Below are 19927 nucleotides of genomic sequence, written 5' to 3'. Positions count from 1 at the left end.
GCCCCCGGTCGCAGCCTTTCTCCCCCCGTCCCTAGTGCCGAAAGGGTTCTCCCGCCCCGTTCGGGGTGGGGCATGCGCGCCCGAAACTCCTTGGCGTCCCTGGGCTGCCAAGAAGTTTCGGACGATATAGCTTGCTCGGCCTCGTGCCGCGCAGTCGCCTCCCTCCAGCAGTGTGGTGGTGTCGGCCGGTTCAGGGCGGTTCATCGGCGGCTCTCCGGGGGCGGTCGCCGGAGCTCTCGGAGCATCTCGGCGGCGTACTCGAGGGCGAAGGCCGGGTGGTGCAGGGTCCACGGCCGGCTGGCGGGGGTGCGGCGGACGGTCCAGCTCGTGTCCGGGCCATGCTCGGTGTGCTGGAGGTGGAGGGTGGCGATCCAGGCATCCGCTTCGGCCGGGGTGACCTGGGTGGTGCGCAAGAGGGCCTCCGGTCCGGACAGAGCCGGAGTTCGGTGTCCAAGTGCCCCGGGTGGGGTGACCGGGCCGGTCAGTCTGGCCCGGTCACCCTCCTCCTGCGGTCGGTCAGCCGGTCGCTGGCCAGCGGGTGGCGTGCACGACGATCTGGCGGGGGCAGTGTTCGTCCGGGTGACCGCCGCTCGTGTGGTCGGGGCGAGTGCGATCAGGTCGGGCGCTGGTGTGCCGGTGGTCACCGCGGTCGGTCGGTGTCCGGTCAGTCCGGTCAGTCCGGTCAGTCAGCGGTGAGCCGGTCAGTTCACATCGTCCGGTATCCGGGCGGTCGGTGCGGGCACGCTGGGCTGGAGGCCGCGAAGATCTCCACAGCTCCGACGAGGGCGAGAAGAGTGATCATGCAAGAGACTCAGTCGTGGCACTCGCCGGGCAAATGCTGCTGGTGATCAACGACGCCCGATGTTGGGTTCCCCGTTGGCGAGAGCGGCGTGGTCTGGCGGTCGACGGCGCGGGTGGTGGATACGCAGGCCAGGCCACCGATGAGCAGGGCGTCGTGGCGGGCATCGCGGCTCCTCGGCGTAGGCGACGGACATAGTCGGCGCAGGTGGACCAGGTTGGTGACCAGGGACGATAGCCGAGAAGTCCGGCCAGTCCAATCCGTTTCAGCGTTCGTCCAGGAGCCTTGGCCGTCTCCCTGAGCTCGGAACCAGACGGTGGGCAGGTGTGGGGGTGCTTGCACCCCGCAGTAATAGTTCCTAGATCCTGGTTCCTAGGTCCTAGATCCGGACCATGAGCCCTCACGGAGTACTCACTGAGGGCTCCGTGAGTACTCCGTGAGGGCTCACTGAATGCCGCTTGACCTGGGATTTTGTGATTCACGGAGGGATCACTGATTGCTCCGTGAGGGCTCACTGAGCCCTCAGTGAGTGTTCAGTGAGCCCTCACCGCATCCTCCGTGAGCCCTCACGGTCAGCTCCGGGCGGCGACGCCCTCACTCTCCGGAAGAGGTCTTCGGAGGCTGGGATGAATCCTGCGATTGGCCCAGGATCACAGTGCGGGCGGTCAGAGCCAGGACGCCCTGGGAGTGCATGGTCAGCCCCATCCGGTTCCAGTGGAAGATCACGTGGAGGCTGAGAATCCGGCGCAGCCCTCGGTCGAGTGTGCCGAGCCGGACGGCGTCGGCAAGCGATCGGCCGGTCTCCCTGAAGGCGGCGGCCCATTCCTTGACGGGTTCGAGTGGCCCGCCGGGGTGCAGCAGGGTGTCGTGGTCGGCTCGGAGGAGGGTTCCGATGTCCGCGGTGATGACTTCGAGCTTCTCCGGGGACATGAGGTTGACCGGGGTGCGGTGTTCGTCGGTGATGACGCGGTGCCAGACGTCGGCCTGTTCGTACCATTCGAGGCCGGCGGCGCGCATCATCAGGGTGCAGAGGAGGACGGACAGTTCTCGGCGGCCGAGGGGGATGTCGTGGCGGTCGTCGATGCGGGGGATTTCGCGGCTGTCCGCGACGAACAGTCGGTGCGCGGCCGTCATGCCTGCCGGGCCGCCGAAGGCCGTGGTCTCCGGTTCGTAGATGGCGGTCCACCATCGTTCGAGGAAGCCCTGGGCCGGGGCCGTGAGCCAGTCGAAGCCGTCCGTCAGTGCGGCCCTTGCCGTCGGCTTCGTGGAGGTGAGCCGGATACGGAGGCGCCAGCAGGGGTGTTTGCGCGTGTACCACCAGCCTTCTATGTCCCCTGCGGCCTCAGCGTCGCGAAGGAGGGGCATGATCGTCGCCAGGAAGTAGGACTCGGCCATCCGCCACTCGGTGAAGTGGAGGTTCACCTGCCACCACTCGGAGTCGGTCGAGCTGCTCCGGAGGGCCTCTGTCCCCGCGTGCCAGAAGAGCTCGACGGCGTCGGTGAGGTCGGAGGGTTCCATCTCTGCTTTGCGGGCGGCCTCGGAGAGCTCGGTTCCGGCCAGCACGTCGAGGACGGCTTCCGCAGCCTGGGACGGATCGGTCCGGGTCAGTCGATCAGAAGGCATGCGTCCCATCCCGAGGTCGGTGTCTGCTGCGCGGTAAGGGTGGCCAGGGCGAGCGCCGTACCCGCGTCGCCGTTCAGAAAGCCTGGGTTCCGGTCGTCGTCAGGGTGTGCGCGAGCTCGGAAGGCGGTGCCGAGGAGAGCGGGCAGAGCGCGGAGACGGGGGTCGTGCGCGTCGTGGGCTGCCCGGACAGCTGTTTGGTAGATGCCGGCCCATCCGTGGCAGAGACCGTTGTCTGTGATGCTCGCGAGCTGGGTGGGATCGGTCAGAGCCCGGTGGAGAGCATCTTCGTGGACGGCCTGGAGCTTCGCGTCGTTCAGGGCAATGCCTGCGAGCTGTCCGGCGCGGGCGATGCCGGTGGTGCCGTAGCACCAGCTCGGGCGGGCGGGGCCGGGCTGGTGGGGGCGGCCGGTGGCGAGGTCGTGGCGGGTGAGGTGCTCCGGCCACCAGGGGCCCGTTTCGCCCTGTTGCTGCCAGCTGTCGAGGTGGCAGCAGATCGTACGGATGGCCTCGGACTGGCCGGGGACGGCAGCGCCCCGGCGGAGGGACTGGGCGAGGAGGAGCAGCGGACCGGTGATGCCGTGGGCGACGCCGAGGTTGCCGTGCCCGCCCGGGAAGTCGGCGGAGTGCTCGCGGTTCGGGCCGTGGTCGACCCACCAGCCGGGGAGGCCACGGTGGTCTTCGCCGAGCGGACGGGTCAGAGTGACCAGGTAGCCGAGGACTCGTTCCAGGGCCGCTCCCCCGGGGTCGGTGCGCAGGAGGTATGCGCCGATTCCGGTGAGGCCGTAGAAGACGTCGTACTCGGCGAACGAGACCGGGCCTTCGTGGTGGATTCGTTCGAGCGCGGCGTCGGTGCGGCGGTGGGCGAGCTCCGTGATGTGCCGGTGCAGGGTGACCCGTGCGTCGGCGTAGAGATGCTCGACGGACGGGGGTGTGGTGCTGAGGAGGAAGGCAACGGCCGGCGCCCCGAGGAACAGGCCGGTGGTATCGGCTGCGCTGACTTCTCCGGCCACCACTTGGGTGATCCAGCGGTGGGCGTACTTCCAGGGAGCCAGACCGAGGCGGGCGCGTTCGATGTGGAGGAGGGCGATTCCCGCTGCTCCTTCGGCGAGTGACTGCGCGCGCCAGGGTTCGTCCGCGGGCGGCGGGACGGGTTCGGCCAGGCGGTCGGCGATTCGCTGGAGGAGTTCGATGGCCGGGGTGGTCATCGCGTTCCCCTCCGGTGCTGGTGGTGCAGGGCTGCGGTTCGGGCGAGTCGTAGCGTGGTGGCTTCGGTGGTGGGGTCCGGTCCGAGGGTGCGGGCGTGGTGCTGGTGGATCAACAGGCGAGCGGTGGTCAGAGGGGCGCGCTGGTCGGTCAGGGCTCGCCGGTAGTCGCGGACGGCGGTGGCACGGGTGGCCCATGCCTCCGCGACCCCGGTGCCGCCCGGAAAAGCTGTGCGCGCGGCCCGCTCGCGCAGGGTGGCGAGGTCGAGGGTCTGTTCGCACAGGTGCCGGTCCAGTCGCCCGCTTCCCTGAGGTGTCTGTTCGATCAGCCAGTCCTCCCCTTCTTCGAGGGTGGGGGCAATGTGTCGTACGAGGTCGAGGATGCTGGCCGCTGCCAGGGCTTGAGGTGAGTGGTTGGGGTTCTGGTCAGTGAGTCGGATCTGGGCGAGGGCTGCCGCTGAGTCGGCGGCGAAGAGCCGGTGCGCGGCGGCCAGCGCCGGCCCATGCCCGTACTCACCCGGGCGTGGACGGAAGTCGATCAGGGTGAGTCTGGAGGCCATTGCCTTCTCGTGGAGCGAGCGAGACCACGCATGGACGTGTTCGGCCGCCGTGCCGTACGTGCCGGGTTCGATGTGGAGAACCAGGTCCAGGTACGGCGAGGTGCCGTGGCGGCGGGAGAACCACCACGTCGGCGGGGTGGCGCCGAAGCGTTCGAGGAGGCGGGGCAGGTGCCGGTCGAGGATCTCGTCCTGGCGCCGTGGGTGGGCGTGGAGCTGAGCGCGCAGGACTGTACCGGCGCCGGGTAAGTCGAGTTCTCCCCTGGCAACCAGGACGGTCGAGGTCCGCGCAGAGCGCTCGGAGTCGCCGTCGTTTTGATGGGTGGAGTGGAGCGGCAGCCAGATCTCGTGGGCGCGGCCGAGCCAACCATGGGCGTCGGTGTCCGGTGCTTCGCGCAGGATCAGGCGACCGGCTCCGTTGAGGTGCGTGCGGAGGATGTGGCGGTGGACGCTGTGGGTCAGGTCCAGCAAGAGGCGCTGGTCGTGTTCGGTCATGGTGACGCGTTCCGGGACGCGGAGCCGGTCCCGCCAGGCGTCGAACGTGTGGTCCCACTCCTTCGTTGTAGCCGTCTGACCTGGAAGATCCTGGGCGTTCAGCAGCCAGCGGGCCGGGGTGAGGATGGTGCGCCGGTAGCGCACCCGGGGCAGGTACGGCAGGCGGGCGGCGGCGCCGTAGTCAAACGGCTTGTAGACGGCGTGCCGGGCGGTGGCGATCTCGGCGAGGAACCGAGCCAGCAGCGGGGTCTGGACCGCGGCTTCAAGGGCGTGCGGAACCCGTACGGTGATCGGCCTGCCGGTGGAGACCTGGACAAGGCGGAAACTGCGCTCATCGGCGGTGACGGCGAGATCAGTAAGAGGGATCGCGCCGTCGTCCGGCTCGCGGTGCTCAGCAAGCGGGATGACGCGGGCGAGCAGGCGCGGGACGCGGGCGACATTCTCGTTGCGCCGTCGGCGGGGGACGAAGCTGAGCTGCGCGGCGATCGCGCCGGTGTTGTCCGTGTACGTAGCGGCCAGCACGTCCCGATGCTCTGCGGGGAGCAGGTAGGCGAAGCGACCGGCCATGCTGCTGCCCGGTCTCGGCACACCGGTGATCACGAGCTGGAAGTCGCCCCGGGCGAGTGCCGTGGTGGAGGTGGAATGGATCTCGAAGGCGGCCTCCACCCGAGGTACGAGTGTCCGGTCGTCGGTGCCTGCGGCCTCAGCCAAGGCAGTGATCACGGTGTCGGTGAGGACCAGTTCGTCGCGGCCCGCCATGACGGCTTCCTGAGCCAAGGAGAGAAGGATCCCGTCCCGGTCCGTCAGTTGCTTCGGTGTCCGCTCGCGGACTGATCCGGTGTAGCCGGCGGGTAGGCCGAGGCCCGTGTCCGACACCAGGTCCAGAACGGGGACGAGCGTTCCGGTGCCGTACTCGGCCAGGAACTCGTGGTGGTAGTCGCGCCAGTGCTGGTAGCCGTACGGCTGCGGGGTGGTGCGGTACAGCGCCGCGACGGCGCGCTGCGCCTCGTCCACCACCGGCTGAGAGATCCTGACCTCGCAGTCAAGGACTGTGTCGAGGAGTACCGGGGTCCGAGTGACTGAGGAGACCGTCTGCATACGCGCGATCGTGGCGCCGAGGGTCGTGCGGTCGGACCGTGCCTCGGACAGCTCCTGGTGAATCGCGTACAGCTCCCGCACCAATTCCCCGACCTCGTCCACCGTCTCCGCGTCGGCCTTCCTCAGTTCGGTGCAGAGGTGCCCGAAGGCATCGACGGTGGTCATGGGCGCCCACAGGCTCGTGATGAGGAGGTGGTGCGAGACGAGCTCCTGGAGCAGAGTGTCGATCTGCTCGACAGCGGCCCGTGGGAACCGGGTACGGAGTCGGGAGCGCAGATCCCCGTACGGGATGGGTTCCCGGGCCGCGTCCATCGCAGCGGCGAGCGAGCGCGTGTTCCAGACGGCTATCTCTTCCGGCGCCAGGTGCGTCGCATGGGCGTCGGCAGGCTGGCCGGGGGCGACGAGCCGGTCATCACGAATCTGAACCGGCGCATTGGCGATCACAGGCAGCCGGTCACGGAGCCCGGAGCTGGCCTGGAGGCGCTTGATGATCTCGGTGAGCCACTCGGCATCCGCTCGTACAGTCGCTGTCGGCTCCGTACCCCATCGGACCGAAGGCTCCGACCCGACGAGGAGTGGGGCCGTACCGGCGAACAGCCCAAGGGGTGTGGGGCGATGCTGCCAGCGCAAGCGGTACGAGGCGACCGAGAGCACGGCCCGGCGGATCTTCCGGGGCTGGGTCTGTTGTCCCTGGACGACGGCTTCGACCGTCTCGCACAGCACCGGCGCGGCAAGCCGCAGTGCCCCCCGTACGTCGTCGCGCTGCCAGATCCTGGCCAGCCAACCTCGGAGGAGCACGGTGTTGTCCAGGTCGAGCGAGCGGGGTAGGTCGGCGGTGTCCGTGCTCGTGGTGGCGCGGAGCAGAGCCACGCCCTGCCACCGGTATCCGACCTCGGTGTTGGCGGTCATGGAGAGGAACCCCTTCGGTCGCCACGGGCGCAGGGAGCGGGTCGGTGGACCGGACCGAGCCGGTCCGGTCCACCGAGAGCGCTGATCAGGCGGAGTCCTCCACGAACGAGTTGCAGGCGGAGGCCCCGCCCTGACACGTCGGTCCGCAGCCGTCACCGGTGGAGCACATGAGCTTGCCGTACGGGTGTTCCGCGACGACGACCCGCACGTCGAGCGGAGCGAAGTCGTCCTCGTCGAAGGCCAGAGGCGGTTCGGCCTGGGCCAGGGTGGCGTTCGTCATGCCGTGCCCTTCCTTTTCTTCTGGGGTGGTGCGGGACGACCTGGTCTCCTGCGGCTATGCCGCAGGCCAGGCGAGTGAGATCCGGCTGTGCACCTTGTCGATGACCCGGTCGGCCGGGATCTGCTCGTCGGGGGTGCCGGCCGGATGGACGCGGATGACCGGGTTGGGGCCGCCGCGCCGGTCGCGGGCCCAGTCACGAACGTGGTCCGCGACGATCTTGGCGAAGCCGGAGGCCGTGGGGCCGAGGGCGTGGACGCCGTACTCGACGCCCTTGTCGTCCTCGGTCCGGCGGACGGTGAGGTAGGCGAAGTCGGCGCCGTCCACGGCGGCGAGGGAGAAGGACTTGTTGGAGGGGGCGACGATCCCGGTGTCCAGGTCGGGGTCGACCGTCATGACGCAGAAGCCGGGCAGGGTGATCGCCAGGTGCATCTGGAGGGTGTCGACGAGTTCACCGCGACCGACCTCGACCCCGGTCCACAGCTCGACCCGGGGGGTGGTGACGGCGTTGTCGAGCAGGCTCGGGTCGGCGGGCAGACCGTCGTCGAACCGCAGCCCGATCTCCGGGGTCCCAGCGACAAGCAGCAGTTCCTCCCGGTGCGCGGTCGAGCCCTGCATGGGGACGAAGCCGCAGACGAACGTGGACTCGCTCTCCAAGTGATCGTCCACGCGGACGAAGACCACGGACCGGGTGAGCCCGCGCATCCGCAGCGGTACCACCAGGCGCCCGCCGGGAGTGAGCCGCTCGGTCCACGCGGGCGGGATGTCCCACGCACCGGCGGTCACCATGACGAGGTCGAACGTACCGAGGTCGTCCAAGGGCTCCGCCGCGTCGACGCAGACCACGCGGACCCGGCCGAAGCCGTGCTCGTCCAGCAGCCGGCGGGCCCGGTCCGTGACGGTGGAGTCGATGTCCACGGTGACCACGTCACCGGCTTCCCCGACCAGCTCGGCGAGGTAGGCCGCGTTCAGACCGCCCGAACCGATCTCCAGCACCCTCATCCCGGGTCGGACCCGGGCCTGCTCCAGCATCATCGCCTGGATCTGCGGCGCGGAGACCGAGCTGAGCTGGACGCCGTGCTCGTCCGTCTTGGTGATGACGGCCGCGTACGGGGCGTACGCCTTCTCCAGGGTCGCCTCGGGGGCGAACGCGTGCCGGGGGACCTTCCGCATCACGGCCTCGACCTCCGGAGAGGAGATCGCGCCGTCGGCGACCAACTGGTCCACGACCTCGTTGCGGAGCCGTGCGGCCTCGTCGGAGTCGACCGTCGTGTGGGTCATGAGGGTGTCCTTCGTTCGTACGTGTTCGGGGCGGGAAGAACCGCCCGGCGGGGCGCCGTCGGTGCCACCACGCCGGGACGCTATCGGCGGCCGTCGGCCTTCCCCGGAAAACGACAGGGGCTGGCCGGAATGCGCTGCGTCGGGTCGTGCGGTCTCCTGTGGGTCACGGGGTCTGCCCATCGCCGCAGTGGACGACAGCCGCCTCGGAAGCCGGAGGGCAGGATGTCCGAAACCTGCTGCGGAGAGATTGACCCGATAGCGGAGTCAATCAGCGGGCGTCGCCTCCTTGGGGGATTCGCCTTCAGGAGTCAGAAGCGAGCACCACACCCAGGTGCGGTCGTCCGACAGTCCCCAGGAGTCGGCGAACGCATCGACCAGCAGCAGACCCCTACCAGTCTGGGTGAGATCTTCGTCCGGCGCTTCGAGCCAGCCTGCGTCGATCTCGATCCGTGAGCCACTGCCGACCCTGAGCCAGAAGCGGCTGGCGGTGCACCACAGGCGTACCTCGACAGGGCCACGTCCATGCTCGAACGCGTTGGTGACCAGTTCGGTGACCAGAAGGTCGGCAGTGCCGACGAGATGGTCAGCTCCCCAGAGCCGCAGATGTGCTCGTTCGATTCGCCGGACCTCTCCGGGGCGCGACCGGTCCTCACCGGTGAGGGGGCGGCCTGGAGCCGTGGTCCGGTCGTAGTCAACCGCGAAGCCCTGCGTTTTCGGGTTCCGGAGGTTCCAGCACCTCACCCCTCGTCCGAGTGAGCACACCAACGCGGCCGGCTTCGTGAGGACGGACGATGGTGAAGCCTGTTCGTCGGTCAGCAGGGCGACGCGCTTCGAGCGCTGAGCCGTACGTGTGGTCACTTTCCCCTCCCTCGGACTCGGAATCTCGGTGCTTCCGGACGGCGCGTTCGGCGAGCCGTGGGAGGAGTCTTGAGGTCGTGCGGGTTCAAAGGGACCGCTGGAGCGATATCGCTTCAGCGATATCGACCTGCGCCTAGCCTGGTGCCGATGGTTGGTCGGGGTGAGGCAGTGCAGGAAGGACCGCTCATGAAGTCGTCGTTTCGTGTGTGCGGCAGGTGCGGTCACGGGCTGAGCCAGTACAACCCCGACCCTCTGTGCGCTCCTTGTTCCCGGGGCGGCGACATCACGCGGATTCCCGACCGGGCATGGCGTGACGAACAGGTCCACAGAGCCCTGTCCGCCTGGGACTTCGGCGAGTTACTGCGGCTGCTGCGCAGGCGATCCGGCCTCTCTCAGATGGCCGTCCGCTCTCTGACGGGCCTCACCCAGTCGTTCATCTCGGACCTGGAACGGGGCCGGAAACACCTGGGAGGAGGCGAGGCCATCATCGACTTCCTCAACGGCCTGGGGCTTCCTGCGGACCTTCGTCCCCTGCTGTTGACCCCGTTCGGTGAACCGGACCGAGGTGCGTCGAACGGGCCTCTCGACCCCGCTCTGCCGTGGAACTCGGACCGTATGGTGACTTCACTTGAGTTCGCTGTCGGAGGTGTCATGAAACGCCGTGGGGTGCTGGCACTCAGCGGGGCCGGCCTGACGCAGTACGTACTGCAATCCACCATCGCGGCCCCTGAGGCCATGGCCTCGATGTCTCCGAACGGCTCCAGAGTCACCGTCCCGCTGATTGCTTCTCTGGAGGCGACGACCGACGCTCTCCGGCACATGGACGCCAGTAGCGGCAGCGGCAGTCTGGCCGCGACGTCGCTGGGACACCTGAAGATCCTCGTCAGGCTGCTGAAGCACGGTTCGTACGACGAGGCCCGGGGACGCCGGCTGGCGGCGGCGACCGCGGACGCGGCAACCCAGGCCGGCTGGTACATGTTCGACGGCGGCAACCACGCGAAGGCGCAGCGGCTGTTCCTCGCCGCGCTGCGAGCCGCCCATGCCTCCGGGGACTCCCGTCTTACCGCGGCGGCCCTCTCTTTCCTGGCCATCCACGGGTACTCCGTCGGAGATCCACGGGACGCGGTCACCGCCGCCAGGACCGCGCGACTGAGCATCAGCGACCGCGAGGCTCCGGCCCTCCAGGCGATGCTTCTGACCCGACAGGCCCGAGGCCACGCACGGCTGCGCGAGGAGTCAGCCGCCCGAGCGGCCCTTGAGGAAGCCAGGGTGCTGTGTGCACAGGGCCGTGGGGAAGACGATCCGCACTGGCTGTACTGGATCAAGCCGGGCGAGATCCTTGGTCAGACGGCAAGCTGCCTGCTCGACCTCGGTCGGCCCACCGAAGCGGCGGAGTCGTTCGACGCCGCTCGTCATGAGCTGAGCCAGGAGGAGATCCGTACGACTGCCCAGTTCCTCTCCCGGGCGGCGACCGCCCACATGCAGACGAAGAACCCCGACGCCGGATGGGGTATCGCCCAGGAAGTCCTCAGTCTCGTGGACGGCGTGCACTCCGCGCGTCTGGACGATCACCTCCGCTCCATGCTTGCGGAGGTCCGTCGGTTCGAGGACTCCCCTGCGGCGCGCGACCTCCTGGAACGCGGCGAATCCGTCATGAAGGGACGTGCGGCGGCATGATTCTTGTCCTGTGGGACATCGACCGGACCCTTCTCTACGTCGGCGATATCGACCGGCTCGTCTATCGCACCGTCTTCGAGAAGGTAGTCGGACGCGCCCCGGAGCGACTTCCGGCAAAGGGTACGGGCGTCACCATGCCGGTCGCGGTGAAGGAACTCCTCACCGCGAATGGTGTCCCCGCAGAGCAGGTGGACGCATTCGCCCGGCGGGTCATCGGTCTCATGCCCGGGGAGTTGGAGCGGCACCGGGGAAAAATGCTGAAAGATGGGCTGCTGCTCCCCGGTGCGGTCGATTCGCTCACCACGGTACGGAAGTCCCCCCACCTTCTGCCGACCGTCGTCACCGGAAATCTTCAGGCCAGCGCGGAAATCAAACTCTCGGTATTCGACCTGATCGGCCTGGTCGATCCGACGGTCGGCGGGTACGCGTCGGACGATCCGCATCGCCCGGCCCTGGTGAGCGTTGCGCAGCAGCGTGCCGAACGCGTATACGGCCACAGCTTCGACCGGAGCAACACCGTCATCGTCGGGGACTCGCTGGAGGACGTCCGTACGGGACGTGAAGGCGGAGCCCGGGTGATCGGCGTCTCCTCCGGGACCACCTCGGCAGCCGATCTGGCCGGAGCAGGCGCGGATCATGTGATCACCGACCTCACCGACCCTTCGCAGCTTCTGCGGCTGATCGGCTGAGGCCACGTAGAAGGGGCGCATACCGGAGAGCTACCGAAGGACCTTCTACCACCGGCGGCCCGGCTCATCCAAGCCTCTCCTTCTCCGGATCATCCTCCTGTCATCTCTCAGTCGGACGACAGGAACGCAGCCATGCCGCAGGAAAGCTCACAGCACGAAACGGCCTTCTTGAGCCTCCCCCAGGCAGCCACATATCTTGGGCTCTCTCCGAACACCCTTTACGTCTGGCGTCATCGGCGGCAGGGACCGCCGAGCTTCCGCATGGGCCGTCGCGTCATGTACCGGATCACCGTGCTTGACGAGTGGGTGCGGGCCCAAGAGCTGTCCGATTCGCGGTCGAACCCTTCTCTTGACCCACTTATCCAGAAACCTCGGGCGCGTACGCGCAGGGTCGCTTAGCCAAACTCCCCTCGAAAAATCCTTCAAAGAGATCTCCGGATGTGGGATAAGGACCGGCTCCAGCCAGCGTTCTGAACACCCACTCGGAAGGAATCACCGCACCACAAGGGGAGCACCAAGCGCATGGCCGGTTACATAGAGGACCGATGGCTGAAGAAGCGGCCGAACAAGGAAACCGGCAAACGCGAGCGCACCGCCCTGTACGGCACGGGCAAGCGGTACCGCGTCAAGGGGATACCCGGCGTCCAGGACCGCTCGTTCACCACGAGTGAGGACGCCAAGAAGTGGCTGGCGACCGCCACGACCGACTCCCGTCGGGGTGAGTTCATCGATCCTCGCGACGGCGCGATCTCGGTCGGCGACTACATCGTGGAGCACTGGTGGCCGGGACGGACCGATGAGCCGTCGACCGCCGGCCCGATGGCCAGTCGGATCAACAACCACATCATCCCGCTGCTCGGCGACGTGGCGCTGCGGGACATCGACGCGTCCACCCTGCGTACCTTCAAGGCGACCCTGCTGACGCGGGTCGAGGACTCGACCGCGGAGGTGATCTGGGGGCATCTCTCCTCCGTCCTCAACAGCGCCGTGGACGACCAGCGGCTGCTGCGGAACCCGCTCAAGGTCCACAAGAGCGTCAAGGCCCCGCGCGCCAAGGAGAAAAAGACCAAGGCATGGGCCCGTACGACCGTCGATGCCGTCCGGGAACACCTTCAGGAGCGTTACCGGTTCGCCGTGGATCTGGGGCTGGGGCTCGGGCTGCGCCAGGGCGAGGCGTTCGGCCTGGCGGAGGAGGACTTCGACTTCACGAACATGGTCGTGCGCATCCGGCGTCAGCTCCGGTGGGACACGAAGGGGCGTCCGTACTTCTGTCTGCCCAAGGGCGGCAAGACACGGGAGGTGCCGCTCTCCCCCAACCTGGCGGCTCGCGCCCGCGCGCACTTCCGCAGGTTCCCCTCGGCAGCGTGCACCCTCCCCTGGCGGAACCCGGAGCCGCCGGCCAACGCGCTGGAGGAGCGGCAGCGACGTCCAATCACCGTGCAGCTCGTCCTCACGACCTCCCACGGGAACCGGATCTACTACAAGACCTGGAACGAGCGGAGCTGGCGGCCCGCCCTCGCGGCCGTCGGGCTGCTCACCGTGATCGGCGAGAAGGTCCAGCGGTACGGCGGCCGGGCTCGCCGCTACCCGGTCTACGCGTCGTCGCGGTCGGACATGTTCCACGTCCTGCGGCACACCTATGCCGGCGTGCAGCTGGAGGCTGGCGAGTCCGTGGTGAGCCTCGCGGCCTGGCTCGGGCACTCCTCCCCCAAGATCACGCTCGACCACTACGCTCACTTCATGCCCGGGGCCGGGCGGCGCGGTCTGGCGGCCATGGACTCCTGGCTCGCGGGCGATCAGCACAAAGCCCCTGAGAAGTCCCTGGCGGCCGGATGGGCCTCCGGTCTCGTCCTGAAGCCGCAGCTCAGGGGCATGATCACTATGGCGGCCACGATGAAGGTCAAGTACAAGGAGACGGCGCGGGGCGGGCTCGCGGTGAACATCATCGAGTGCTGACGCCCTCGTGATGCATAGGCCCTGACCAGCGCTTTTTATCTTTCGGCGCTGTCAGGGCCTTCCCGTGCCCGCACAGCGGAAAGCCACAAGTACGCCCTCGACGCCATCGTGGCCGCCACCGTTGTTGCCCTCGACGGCCTGGGCCTGCGCCCTTGGAGCCCTTGGAGCCCTCGGAGCCCTTCGAAGTCGACGATCGCGGAGGAATCCCTGCCGTACCGCACGTTCAGGTCCACCGCCATCGCCCCATCTTTGGCGGGAGGGCCCGGCCCGACGTCGCCGATGCCCGCACCGCGTCACCCCGGAAGGTCTCCGTAGCGAACTCCGATCTGATGTTCCGTCAGGAGGCTACACTCGAATACACGCTCTCCGGCCGGTCCGAACAGGCGAGGGCCGGTGCCGACCGGACGCCGGGCCGGCGTACCGAGAACGTCCCCGGTGCCCGCATCGGCCTGATGCCCTGACGCACGGGTGCCGTGTGCCAAGCGTCCGGGTGATCCGCCGCCGCTCGTCGCTGTAGCAGGAGGAGAGTTCCCGTGTTGGAGAAGAAACTCACCGAGGCACGCTGGACCCATGTCGCCCTGCCGACGTCCGACCTGGACGCGGCGGTGGAGTTCTACACCTCGTTCACCCCGCTGGTGGTCGTGGCTCGGCACAGTGACAAGGACGGCGCCAACGCCTGGCTCTCCAATCCGAAGCAGGTGGAGACGCCGTTCGTCCTGGTCCTGGTCGGCTTCGACAAGGACAGGGGGAAGAAGCAACCGCAGCTGAGCCCCTTCGCGCATCTGGGGATGGAGGTGCCCGACCGTTCGGACGTGGACGAGACGGCGGCCCGTGCCCGGGAGAAGGGCTGTCTGCACTGGGAGCCCATGGAGCTCCCGCCGCCGGTCGGCTACATCTGCGCGCTGACCGACCCGGACGGCAATGTCGTGGAGATCTCCCACAACCAGCGGGTGTTCGAGGAGGTCCGCTCCCGGTGGGGCGGTGAGGCGGAGCGCGGGTGAACGGCGAACTCACCCGGAGGGCGGCGGAAGGCTACCTGGCCGCACTGAGCAGTGGCGACCGTGACCAGATCGCCTCCCGGGTGACCGAGGACTTCCACAACGAGCACACCTCGGCACTCGGCCGCAGCCTCCACGGACGGGCCGCGTACCGGGAGCGGCTGGCCGACTTCCTCGCGGAGTTCGAGGAGTTGCGGTACGAGTGCGAGGATCTGGTGGTGGAGGGGGACCGGGCCGCGCTCGCCTACCGGATGTCTTTCCGGTGGGCAGGTGCGGCGCACCGGCCCCTGGTCCGGCTCCGGGGCGTCTTCCGGCTCCGGGTCCGCGGCGGGCTGATCGCCCACCGGGTGGACTACTGGGACAGTGCCGAGTTCCACCGCCAGACGCGCCCCGCGGAGTGAGTGGACGTTAAGCCCGTTTCTGGTAGCGGCCTCGTCCGGGTTGGGCGAGGAAGCCTTGGCGGGTGAGGCGTCCGAGAGGGCTGCGGGTGATGTTGACGGACGCCTCGTCGACGGGCATGCCGAGGAGTTCGCGCAGCTCGCGTGCCCGGAATGCCTGGTGGGGGTGGTGGGGCGGGCGGCTCCGGCTGGGGGTGCGGCCGATGTGGGGGCCGCGAGGCCGGCAGTCGGGAGTACCCGGAGGGCGAATAATCGGCGTGCGCCCTTCGGCGCATTCGGCCTCCCTCGTGGTGACCAGGCACGGGAGCCGTGGCCGTGTGTTGATGGAAGGGTGAATCTCCCCCGTCCCCCTCGTCACGATCTGTTCCTCGCCGTGGCGGCGTTCCTCGGCGGTGTGCTGCTGTGGTCGCTGGGGCTGTCCACCCACAAGGACTCGCCGCTGCCCGCCTGGGCGGCGCTGGTCCCACTGGCGGTGATCTGCGCCGCCCAGCTGTTCCGCCGCTCGCTGCCGATGGCCTTTCTGGTGGTCGGGATCGTGACGGTGGCCGCCGATCTGGTCACGGTGGGCAACCCGGGCACTGTCCTGGTCTTCACCGACGCGGTGTACGCGGCGGTGCTCTACGGGCCGCCCGGGGCGGCCCGTCGCATCCCGGTGGTGACCGTGCTGTTCACGGTGGCCACGGCCGTCGGGTTCGTGCTGTGGACCGGGTCGGCGGAAGGTCTGCTGCTCGGGATGCTCGTGGGGCTGGTCACGATCGCCCCGGCGACGACCGCCGCGATCGTCCGCAACCACCGGCAGGCCGCCGACACGGCCCGGCTGCGGGCGGAGCAGACGGCGCTGCTGGCGGAGATGGACCAGGTGCAGGCGGTGGCGGCCGAGCGGAACCGGATGGCCCGGGAGCTGCACGACCTGGTGGCGAATCACCTCACGGCGATCGCCATCCACTCCACCGCGGCGCTCTCCCTGGACGACCCGGGGACCACCCGGAAGGTGCTGGAGACGATCAGGGAGAACAGCGTCGCCGGGCTGGCCGAGATGCGCCGGCTGATCGGTCTGCTCCGTGACGGCGCGGACGATCTGGAGCCCGCCGCCGCGCCGACTCTCGCCGGGGTGGAGCAGCTGGTCGACCGGGCGCGGAAGAACGGCGCGGCGAGTGGGCTCACCTTCGCGCTCGACGACCGGCGGGAGGACGGAGCGCCGTTGTCGGTGCCCGCCGACCTGGCGGCGTACCGCATCGTCCAGGAGTCGCTGACGAACGCTCTCAAGCACGCCGACCCCGGCGAGGTGCGGATCGCCCTGACCCAGGCTCCCGAGGGGACCCTGACCGTGAGCGTGACCAGCGCGTACGGCAAGCGCTCCCGGCCGCGCGCCCCCGGCTCGGGCAGTGGGCTGACCGGCATCCGCGAGCGGGTCACGCTGCTGGGGGGCGAGGTCTCGGCGCGGCCCGAACCTGGCCCGCCCGGCGGGCCCGCGCGGATCTGGTGCGTACGCGCGGTGCTGCCCGTGGAGGACGGGGAGGAGACCCCCGCGTAGCGGGGCCGCCGAGGGCGGGGGCGGATCCCCTGACGACACGAGGGGGCGGAGATCCCTTGCGGGAATACCCCCGGGGGGTATGCTGTTATCGCAGGTGTCCGGATACGGGCAACGCCACAAGACGCGTCACGCGACGCGCAGCACGCGGGTGGAGAGACGATGATGAGCACTTCCGGCCACGACACGACCAGCCACAGCGGCCACGGCGGAGCCCGTCCGGGCGGGCTGTCGGTCTCCGAGAGCGGGTACACGCTCGCGTTCGACTCGACGATCCTTTCCGCCGGGACGCAGACGGTCACCTTCCGGGTGACCGGCCCCGACGGAGGGCCGGTGACGGAGTACACGGCCGAGCACGGGAAGAAACTGCACCTCATCGCGGTCCGGCGGGACACGGCCGGTTTCCAGCATGTGCACCCGGTGATGGACGGGAAGGGCACCTGGAGCGTCGGGGTGACCCTGGAGCCGGGCGACTGGAGGTTCTTCGCCGACATCCACCCGGCCGGTCACGACGGGACCCTGACGCTGGGGATCGACGCCTCGGTCGCCGGACAGTACGATCCGCGGCCGGTTCCCGAGGACACCCGGACCGCCCGGGTCGGCGAGTACACCGTCACCCTCGACGGCGAACTCGTGCCCGGCGAGGCGAGCGATCTGACGCTCACCGTCAGCCGGGAGGGGCGGCCCGTCACCGATCTGGAGCCCTATCTGGAGGCGTACGGGCACCTGGTGGCGCTGCGCGTCGGCGACCTGGGCTATCTGCACGTCCACCCGGAGGGCGCGCCCGGTGACGGCAGCACCGAGCCGGGGCCCCGGATCACCTTCATGGCCGCCGCGCCGTCGGGCGGCGTCTACCGGCTCTACCTGGACTTCCAGCACGAAGGCGTCGTCCGGACGGCCGAGTTCACGGTACGGGCCTCGGCGAAGGCCGCCTCCGGGCACCCGGGCGGGCACCACGGCGGCCACGCGCACCACCGCTGACCGCGGGGGGCGCTCGACCCGTCGGGCGCCCCGCCGCCCCCGTACATCCTCCGCACCGGAAGGGCCGTCATGCCCCGTCTGACCCGACTCACGCCCGACACGGCGGTCGGCGCCTCGCGCGACCTCCTCGCCGAACTCGTCTCCCGCCGCGGCCAGGTGGGCGACATGGTCTCCACGATGGCCCACTCACCCGCCGTTCTGGGCGGCTATCTCCAGCTCAGCCGGGCCATGGGACGAGCGAAACTCGACCGGAGGATCAGCGAGCGGATATCGATCGCGATCCAGGTCCGGCAGGGCTGCGGGCTCTGTCTCGACGCGCATGTGAGCGCCGCCCGCGCGCTGGGGGTGGACGAGGAGGAGATCGAGCGGGCCCGTGCGGGCACCTCGGCCGATCCCGCGATCGCGGCGATCATCACCCTCGCCCTCCAGATCTACCGCGAGCCGACGTCGATCACCGACGAGCAGATCGCGGCACTGCGCGAGCACGGCTACAGCGACCGCGCGACAGCCGATGTCGTCGGCGTCGTCGCACTCAACATCCTCACCGGTGCCTTCAACCTGCTCGCCGGACTCACCCCGGAGAGCGGCACCGATGCCTAGGGACACCCCGGCCCCCCGCCGCGGGGCACGGCCTCCGGTCCGAGGCCGCGCCCCGCCGCACGGACACAGAAGGAACACGCCATGCGCCTGTTCGCCAACCGCGACTACCGCCGCCTGTTCAGTGCCCAGATCATCGCCCTGTTCGGCACCGGGCTGACGACAGTGGCCCTCGGACTGCTCGCCTACGAACTCGCGGGCCCGAGCGCCGGCGCGGTCCTCGGAACCGCCCTGACCGTCAAGATGGTCATGTACGTGGTCATAGCCCCCCTCACCGCCGCGTACGTCGACCGCCTCCCCAGAAGAACCCTCCTGGTCCTCCTCGACGTGGTGCGCGCCGCGGTGGTCCTGGCGCTGCCGTTCGTCAGCGAGATCTGGCACATCTACGTACTGATCGGCCTGCTCCAGGCCGCGTCGGCGGCGTTCACCCCGACGTTCCAGGCCGTCATTCCGGACATCGTCACCGATGAGTCCGACTACACGCGCGCCCTGTCCGCCTCCCAGGTCGCCTCCACCATGGAGAGCCTGCTCAGCCCCGTACTGGCGGCGGTCGCCCTGACGTTCATGAGTTTCGACCGGCTGTTCCTGGGCACCTCCGCCGGATTCCTCCTCTCCGGCCTGCTCGTCCTGTCGGCGCGCGTTCCCGACGCCCGCCCCAGTGCCCACGCCCGGGCCCGGGACAGGGCGGTGGCGGGGATCAGGACCTTCCTCGCCACACCGCGACTGCGCGGCCTCATGGCGCTCAATCTCGTGGTCGCGGCGGCGGGATCGATCGTCGTCGTCAACACCGTCAACCACGTCCGTGACAACCTCGGCGGCTCGCAGTCGGACGTGGCGTGGATGCTCGCCGCCTCCGGCGGCGGAACCCTGCTGGCCGCTCTCGCGCTGCCCCGCGTACTCGACCGGATCGCCGCCCGCACCGTCATGGTGACCGGCGCCGGGGTCCTCGTCGGCGGCACGGTCGCCGCGGCGGCTCTCATCGCCGCAGGTACGGCGGGACGGACCGGCACGGCGGTCGTCTGGACCGTGATCGGCGTCGGCATGGCGCTGGTCATCACACCGACCGGCCAGGTCCTGCGCGCCTCCGTCGGGCCGAACGAGATCCCCGAGGCCTTCGCGGCCCAGTTCTCCCTGTCGCACCTGGCCTGGCTGATCACCTATCCCATCGCGGGATGGCTCGGTACGAACGCCGGCCTCACCCTCGCCTGGACCGTCCTCGCGTCCCTCGCCGGGGCGGGCGCCCTCGGCGCTCTCCTCCTGTGGCCGCGCCACGACGGCCGGCGGGCCGCGACCCGATCCGTGACCACCGGCCGCGCCGCGACTCCCCGGCCGGACAGGTCCGCCCTGTCCAAGGCCGCGTAGCTATCCGTGGCAGGGCGGCCGGTACCCGGGGCCGCCCGGGGCGGCCTCGTGCAGCGTCAGATGCGTGACCAGGAAGTCCCAGACCGCCGAGGCCAGGGCGGGGACCGGGCCGCCGGCGGTCAGGGGCACCCGCGCCAGATGGCCGTGGGGCAGGGCGCGGGCCGCCCGGGCGGACAGGGTTCCGAGGCGCGGGGAGCCGGAGTCGGCGACGAGCAGGGTGGGTACGGCGATCGCGGCCAGCTCGCTCAGCCGCGCGGAGCCCCGGTCCCGGCCGATGACGAGTGCGGCACGGACGCGGTCGGGGCGGGCGGCGGCCACCCGCAGAGCCACCGCTCCGCCCGGGCCCGTACCACCCAGCGCGGCCCGCCGGAGGCCGAGCCGGTCCAGCAGGGCGTCGACATCCTCGGCGTACCGGGTCCCGGCACGGCGAGTGCGGCAGGCGCACACCGAGCGGCCGTGGCCGCGCACCTCGGCCAGGACGACCGTGAGGCCGTCGGCGAGCAGCCGCGCCAGCGGCAGCAGCCCCCGGCGGTCCGCCCCACCGCCGTGCAGCAGGATCAGCGCGGGCCCCTGGCCCAGCGCGGTGGCGTGCAGCCGGCAGCCGTCGCTGCCGTGATAGACGAAGTCGCGCATACGAAC

18 protein-coding genes are annotated in these 19927 nt (G+C 69.7%); 10 read left to right on the top strand and 8 right to left on the bottom strand.

Annotation, left to right across the window (positions count from 1 at the left end):
• Positions 1 to 200: 200 nt before the first annotated feature.
• The 7 genes from ABD371_RS03975 to ABD371_RS03945 all read right to left on the bottom strand — a co-directional run bounded on the left by ABD371_RS03975 (position 201) and on the right by ABD371_RS03945 (position 9099).
• Positions 201 to 413 (bottom strand): hypothetical protein, encoded by a 213-nt coding sequence (locus ABD371_RS03975; RefSeq protein WP_344472738.1) that lies wholly within the window; start codon positions 411 to 413, stop codon positions 201 to 203.
• Between the two features lie 980 nt (positions 414 to 1393).
• On the bottom strand, positions 1394 to 2422 hold the full coding sequence (locus ABD371_RS03970; protein ID WP_344472736.1) for a thiopeptide-type bacteriocin biosynthesis protein: 1029 nt from the start codon (positions 2420 to 2422) through the stop codon (positions 1394 to 1396).
• On the bottom strand, positions 2404 to 3627 hold the full coding sequence (locus ABD371_RS03965) for a lanthionine synthetase C family protein (RefSeq protein ID WP_344472734.1): 1224 nt from the start codon (positions 3625 to 3627) through the stop codon (positions 2404 to 2406). The genes ABD371_RS03970 and ABD371_RS03965 overlap by 19 nt, the downstream gene beginning before the upstream one ends.
• Positions 3624 to 6683, bottom strand: coding sequence for a lantibiotic dehydratase (locus ABD371_RS03960; RefSeq protein ID WP_344472732.1), 3060 nt, complete (start codon positions 6681 to 6683; stop codon positions 3624 to 3626). Before ABD371_RS03960 ends, ABD371_RS03965 begins: the two co-directional genes overlap by 4 nt.
• 85 nt (positions 6684 to 6768) lie before the next feature.
• The gene (locus tag ABD371_RS03955; RefSeq protein WP_344472731.1) at positions 6769 to 6963 is read right to left on the bottom strand and encodes an FxLD family lanthipeptide; all 195 of its coding nucleotides are present in this window, start codon (positions 6961 to 6963) and stop codon (positions 6769 to 6771) included.
• Between the two features lie 54 nt (positions 6964 to 7017).
• The gene (gene fxlM, locus ABD371_RS03950) at positions 7018 to 8241 is read right to left on the bottom strand and encodes a methyltransferase, FxLD system (protein ID WP_344472730.1); all 1224 of its coding nucleotides are present in this window, start codon (positions 8239 to 8241) and stop codon (positions 7018 to 7020) included.
• Between the two features lie 264 nt (positions 8242 to 8505).
• Complete coding sequence (locus ABD371_RS03945) at positions 8506 to 9099, bottom strand: ATP-binding protein (RefSeq protein ID WP_344472728.1); 594 nt, start codon at positions 9097 to 9099, stop codon at positions 8506 to 8508.
• Positions 9100 to 9285: 186 nt separating this feature from the next.
• Between ABD371_RS03945 and ABD371_RS03940 the strand changes: the two genes are divergently transcribed.
• The 10 genes from ABD371_RS03940 (at position 9286) to ABD371_RS03895 (ending at position 19288) form a co-directional block, all read left to right on the top strand.
• Positions 9286 to 10776: a helix-turn-helix domain-containing protein gene (locus tag ABD371_RS03940; protein ID WP_344473194.1), complete on the top strand. Its 1491-nt coding sequence runs from the start codon at positions 9286 to 9288 to the stop codon at positions 10774 to 10776.
• Positions 10773 to 11465 carry an HAD family hydrolase gene (locus ABD371_RS03935; protein WP_344472726.1) on the top strand — a complete coding sequence of 231 codons (693 nt, stop codon included), beginning with the start codon at positions 10773 to 10775 and terminating at the stop codon, positions 11463 to 11465. Before ABD371_RS03940 ends, ABD371_RS03935 begins: the two co-directional genes overlap by 4 nt.
• A 132-nt stretch (positions 11466 to 11597) precedes the next feature.
• The gene (locus ABD371_RS03930; RefSeq protein WP_344472724.1) at positions 11598 to 11864 is read left to right on the top strand and encodes a helix-turn-helix transcriptional regulator; all 267 of its coding nucleotides are present in this window, start codon (positions 11598 to 11600) and stop codon (positions 11862 to 11864) included.
• Between the two features lie 123 nt (positions 11865 to 11987).
• Positions 11988 to 13421, top strand: a complete 1434-nt coding sequence (locus ABD371_RS03925) for a tyrosine-type recombinase/integrase (RefSeq protein WP_344472722.1) — start codon at positions 11988 to 11990, stop codon at positions 13419 to 13421.
• Between the two features lie 533 nt (positions 13422 to 13954).
• Positions 13955 to 14422, top strand: coding sequence for a VOC family protein (locus ABD371_RS03920; RefSeq protein WP_344472719.1), 468 nt, complete (start codon positions 13955 to 13957; stop codon positions 14420 to 14422).
• A complete protein-coding gene (locus tag ABD371_RS03915) occupies positions 14419 to 14820 on the top strand; it encodes a nuclear transport factor 2 family protein (protein WP_344472717.1) in 402 nt (133 codons plus the stop codon). Before ABD371_RS03920 ends, ABD371_RS03915 begins: the two co-directional genes overlap by 4 nt.
• A 328-nt stretch (positions 14821 to 15148) precedes the next feature.
• Positions 15149 to 16351 carry a sensor histidine kinase gene (locus ABD371_RS03910; protein ID WP_344472715.1) on the top strand — a complete coding sequence of 401 codons (1203 nt, stop codon included), beginning with the start codon at positions 15149 to 15151 and terminating at the stop codon, positions 16349 to 16351.
• Positions 16352 to 16510: 159 nt separating this feature from the next.
• Entirely contained in the window at positions 16511 to 17329 is an 819-nt protein-coding gene (locus tag ABD371_RS03905) for a hypothetical protein (RefSeq protein WP_344472712.1), read from the top strand.
• Between the two features lie 69 nt (positions 17330 to 17398).
• Positions 17399 to 17929 carry a carboxymuconolactone decarboxylase family protein gene (locus ABD371_RS03900; RefSeq protein ID WP_344472710.1) on the top strand — a complete coding sequence of 177 codons (531 nt, stop codon included), beginning with the start codon at positions 17399 to 17401 and terminating at the stop codon, positions 17927 to 17929.
• An 81-nt stretch (positions 17930 to 18010) separates the two neighbouring features.
• Positions 18011 to 19288 carry an MFS transporter gene (locus ABD371_RS03895; RefSeq protein WP_344472708.1) on the top strand — a complete coding sequence of 426 codons (1278 nt, stop codon included), beginning with the start codon at positions 18011 to 18013 and terminating at the stop codon, positions 19286 to 19288.
• Here the strand turns inward: ABD371_RS03895 and ABD371_RS03890 are convergent, their stop codons facing one another.
• Complete coding sequence (locus ABD371_RS03890) at positions 19289 to 19921, bottom strand: alpha/beta fold hydrolase (RefSeq protein ID WP_344472706.1); 633 nt, start codon at positions 19919 to 19921, stop codon at positions 19289 to 19291.
• Positions 19922 to 19927: the final 6 nt, after the last annotated feature.

The organism is Streptomyces amakusaensis (genome assembly GCF_039532665.1).
Classification (GTDB): domain Bacteria; phylum Actinomycetota; class Actinomycetes; order Streptomycetales; family Streptomycetaceae; genus Streptomyces; species Streptomyces amakusaensis.
Note: the sequence above shows the minus strand (reverse complement) of the source record. Positions and strands in the feature narration are given on the sequence as shown.

Excerpts from the sequence above, each read along its gene's own strand:
- ABD371_RS03970 (WP_344472736.1), bottom strand. The coding sequence starts at position 2,422 with ATGCCTTCTGATCGACTGACCCGGACCGATCCGTCCCAGGCTGCGGAA.
- ABD371_RS03965 (WP_344472734.1), bottom strand. The coding sequence starts at position 3,627 with ATGACCACCCCGGCCATCGAACTCCTCCAGCGAATCGCCGACCGCCTG.
- ABD371_RS03960 (WP_344472732.1), bottom strand. The coding sequence starts at position 6,683 with ATGACCGCCAACACCGAGGTCGGATACCGGTGGCAGGGCGTGGCTCTG.
- ABD371_RS03955 (WP_344472731.1), bottom strand. The coding sequence starts at position 6,963 with ATGACGAACGCCACCCTGGCCCAGGCCGAACCGCCTCTGGCCTTCGAC.
- fxlM (WP_344472730.1), bottom strand. The coding sequence starts at position 8,241 with ATGACCCACACGACGGTCGACTCCGACGAGGCCGCACGGCTCCGCAAC.
- ABD371_RS03940 (WP_344473194.1), top strand. The coding sequence starts at position 9,286 with ATGAAGTCGTCGTTTCGTGTGTGCGGCAGGTGCGGTCACGGGCTGAGC.
- ABD371_RS03935 (WP_344472726.1), top strand. The coding sequence starts at position 10,773 with ATGATTCTTGTCCTGTGGGACATCGACCGGACCCTTCTCTACGTCGGC.
- ABD371_RS03930 (WP_344472724.1), top strand. The coding sequence starts at position 11,598 with ATGCCGCAGGAAAGCTCACAGCACGAAACGGCCTTCTTGAGCCTCCCC.
- ABD371_RS03925 (WP_344472722.1), top strand. The coding sequence starts at position 11,988 with ATGGCCGGTTACATAGAGGACCGATGGCTGAAGAAGCGGCCGAACAAG.
- ABD371_RS03905 (WP_344472712.1), top strand. The coding sequence starts at position 16,511 with ATGATGAGCACTTCCGGCCACGACACGACCAGCCACAGCGGCCACGGC.
- ABD371_RS03900 (WP_344472710.1), top strand. The coding sequence starts at position 17,399 with ATGCCCCGTCTGACCCGACTCACGCCCGACACGGCGGTCGGCGCCTCG.
- ABD371_RS03895 (WP_344472708.1), top strand. The coding sequence starts at position 18,011 with ATGCGCCTGTTCGCCAACCGCGACTACCGCCGCCTGTTCAGTGCCCAG.
- ABD371_RS03890 (WP_344472706.1), bottom strand. The coding sequence starts at position 19,921 with ATGCGCGACTTCGTCTATCACGGCAGCGACGGCTGCCGGCTGCACGCC.